The organism is Aminobacter aganoensis (assembly GCF_014206975.1).
In the GTDB taxonomy this organism is placed as follows: Bacteria; Pseudomonadota; Alphaproteobacteria; order Rhizobiales; family Rhizobiaceae; genus Aminobacter; species Aminobacter aganoensis.
Map to the genome: position 1 here is coordinate 1 of NZ_JACHOU010000045.1, position 2789 is coordinate 2789.

Below are 2789 nucleotides of genomic sequence, written 5' to 3' on the forward strand. Positions count from 1 at the left end.
TCATCGACCAGGGGATCAGACATCGTTGTTCCCGAACGCAAAAACATGCGGTCGAACATTCTCGCATCAAGTGCCAAAATCAAGTGACGATTATCACAATTAACTGCTAATTATCAAATTAAATGCCCTCGCACCGCTTTGATATCATTATGTTCCGATTCTTGCGGTTTAATGGAAAGTCACAGCGATGTTGCGGACGAGAGCTGCCGTAGTGACGGTGCACGTTCCTTGGCTCATGGTCCAACAGAAAACGCCGCTCCTCTAGCGCTTGAGAGCAGGCCCATCTAGCATACTTTCTTCGTTAGTTTGTTGCAATTAAATGGAAAGCGACATCTGAGCCCTGATGGAAGCGCCACGCTCGCTCGGAACCAGCGTCGGCGCACCCTTTCTTGTTCGACTCTGCCGCGCGAACTCGACCGGGAATGGCGTCAGGCAGGCAATGCGCGAGGTGATCGCCGGCTCGATTTCGGCACCCGGATCGCCGATCAACGAACCGTATGCCAGTATTCCGACCGCTCCGCCCATGCTCCTTATATCCTTCTAGCAATCCTGCTACGAAAGGTTGCCCTTGCGATCCGGCAATATGCCGTCTATATCTACGGCAAGTTGCCATCGACCGCAAGGAGGTCATCATGTCGATCACCATTGTCGAGGAAGTCGCCCGCAAGCTCGGAGGCCAAAGCGTGCTCGGCACGGTCGTGCGCTCTCAGGCCGATCTAGCCCTCGCCGTCCGCAACAGGCTTCCCCTGTCTGCGCTACGTGGATTGAGCCAGGCTGGAATGAGCGATCAGGAGATCGAGAGGTTCGTGATCCCACAGCGCACCCGCCGTCATCGCGCCGACAAGCAGCAGCCGCTGACGGTTGATGAATCGGATCGGGCCGTGCGCCTTTTACGCGTCCAGTCCCTGGCCGAGCAGACCTTCGGCGATCAGGACAAGACCAGCCGCTGGCTTCGCCGCCCGCTCACCGAACTAGGCGGCGAGCAGCCGCTCGTCGTCGCGCAGACCGAGGCCGGCGCACGGGTGATCGAGACCATCCTCGGTAAGATCGCCTGGGGCGCCGCCGCCTGATGCTGCTTTGGCGCCTGTCGGGCAAACAACATGCAAAGGCGCTGGACGGCGGCTACGGCCTGCATTTTGACGGCCGCTGGAATACCGTGGGCCATGCTGTCACCTATTGCGCGACCTCTCCAGCGCTTTGCGTCCTCGAAAAGCTCGTCCATGTCGAGGATCCGGCACTCCTGCCCGAGCTCGTCATGGTCACCTACGAAATCCCCGACTCCATGGAGATGGAGGATGTCCAGCTGAGAGACGTCCCGGCCGATTGGCGTCGACACGAGGCCTGGAGCCAAGAGAGGGGTGATACGTGGCATGAGGCGCGCGCGACGCTCTTGTTGCGCGTGCCCTCGGCGATCGTGCCAATCGAGGGCTCGCCCGATCTGAACGTGCTGATCAACCACAACCATCCGGCTGCTGCCGATGTCAGCATCGTCGCCGAGGAGTCCTTTTCTCTCGATCCGCGATTGCTCTGAGGCCGACCGGATGGACAGGATGCTTCAAGTTCACGTCGACCAATCGACCTGGCCAACGCCTCCCGATCTCCCGGCCTTTCCCGCGACGTTTGCAGCCGGATCGGCGCCTTTCACCCTTAATATCCCAGGCTTCCTCCTGACGATCGGCTATCTGACCACGCCCTCGCACGCCTCCGGCGTCTCTCTCAGTGAGTTCTGGGCATGGGTCCGCTACCTCCATGCGATTGCGGCCGACCCGGATCTGAGATTGACGCCGGCCTTCGCCGACCTCGATGCGCACCAGAAGACGATCCTCAGCGACGATTTTGGTATGGGAGCGCCGGTTTTCTGGCTGCTCGATCGCCTGCAGATCGCCGCGATCGTCGATGGTCGGTACTTCATCGATCGTGTTGCTGCGTCGATTGGTGCAACGGCGGCCAAGCCCGCAAAGCGAGGCCCAGGGAAATCGCCCGACTTCGTGGCGCGCGACATTCATGGCGTCTGGCATGTTCTCGAATGCAAGGGCACCCAGGGCAACAGCACGACCCGGAAAAAGCAACTCGGCGATATCGGCCCGCCACAAACTGGAGCGGTCGCCCAGAAGCGGACAATCTCCTTTCCGGCCGGGCATACCGGACAACGTCTCGCCAGCGGGCTGGTGATCGGCGTGGCAGGCAGCACGCAGGCCAGCAGCCTCAGGATCATTGACCCGCCGGGCGACGAGAAGTTTGTTATCGAGCAAAATCAGCTCGACCTCGCCGACGATGCAATCGAGCGCGCCGCCCTTGCCCGCTCGCTCAGACTGGCCGGCTTTGGTGCATCGGCATCGATCGTGTCTACCCCCTGGGGCCAGCGCCCTCAGGATCGCCCGACGAGAGGCCGCGCAGAACAAGTGCGGCAAGCCATCGTGCGGGAGAAGACAGCACGCGCCAGTCAGGAACTCGCCGATCGAAGCCGTCGCTTGCCGTTCGCTGTAGGCAGCGATCAATTTCGGGGGAGAGAGGTAACTTTCGACCTGCCGGTTGTCCTCGACGTCGGCTCGCAGCAGATTCGCGCCGTCCATGTTCGCTACGGTGTGCGGGAAGAGGTTCTCGACGATCTGGCCGCGAGGGCCTCTTTCGACGAACCTCTTCGGACGTCGGCAGCGAGCGCGCGGCTCATCGGTGAGCGTATGAAAGTGTCGGTGTCGCTTAGCAGTTAACCGCAAGAATGCACCGGTTTGGCTCGAATTGGTCATTTATTCATGAGAATCTGGACTGCAGGATTCTCAAATTAACTG

4 protein-coding genes are annotated in these 2789 nt (G+C 60.4%); 3 read left to right on the forward strand and 1 reads right to left on the reverse strand.

What is annotated here, in order from left to right:
- Nucleotides 1-315 precede the first annotated feature (315 nt).
- Complete coding sequence (locus GGR00_RS28125) at nucleotides 316-525, reverse strand: hypothetical protein (protein WP_184702859.1); 210 nt, start codon at nucleotides 523-525, stop codon at nucleotides 316-318.
- 107 nt (nucleotides 526-632) lie between these two features.
- Here GGR00_RS28125 and parS point away from each other — a divergent pair, with 107 nt between their 5' ends.
- Genes parS through GGR00_RS28140 form a run of 3 tightly spaced genes read left to right on the forward strand, consistent with a single transcriptional unit; the run spans nucleotide 633 to nucleotide 2711 of the window.
- Entirely contained in the window at nucleotides 633-1070 is a 438-nt protein-coding gene (parS, locus tag GGR00_RS28130) for a type II RES/Xre toxin-antitoxin system antitoxin (RefSeq protein ID WP_184702861.1), read from the forward strand.
- Nucleotides 1070-1531, forward strand: a complete 462-nt coding sequence (locus GGR00_RS28135) for an RES family NAD+ phosphorylase (RefSeq protein WP_184702863.1) — start codon at nucleotides 1070-1072, stop codon at nucleotides 1529-1531. The genes parS and GGR00_RS28135 overlap by 1 nt, the downstream gene beginning before the upstream one ends.
- A 10-nt stretch (nucleotides 1532-1541) precedes the next feature.
- A complete protein-coding gene (locus GGR00_RS28140; RefSeq protein WP_184702865.1) occupies nucleotides 1542-2711 on the forward strand; it encodes a hypothetical protein in 1170 nt (389 codons plus the stop codon).
- Nucleotides 2712-2789: the final 78 nt, after the last annotated feature.

What these genes read in the sequence shown, in the direction of transcription:
- GGR00_RS28125 (WP_184702859.1), bottom strand. Translation starts at nt 525, where the DNA reads ATGGGCGGAGCGGTCGGAATACTGGCATACGGTTCGTTGATCGGCGAT.
- parS (WP_184702861.1), top strand. Translation starts at nt 633, where the DNA reads ATGTCGATCACCATTGTCGAGGAAGTCGCCCGCAAGCTCGGAGGCCAA.
- GGR00_RS28135 (WP_184702863.1), top strand. Translation starts at nt 1,070, where the DNA reads ATGCTGCTTTGGCGCCTGTCGGGCAAACAACATGCAAAGGCGCTGGAC.
- GGR00_RS28140 (WP_184702865.1), top strand. Translation starts at nt 1,542, where the DNA reads ATGGACAGGATGCTTCAAGTTCACGTCGACCAATCGACCTGGCCAACG.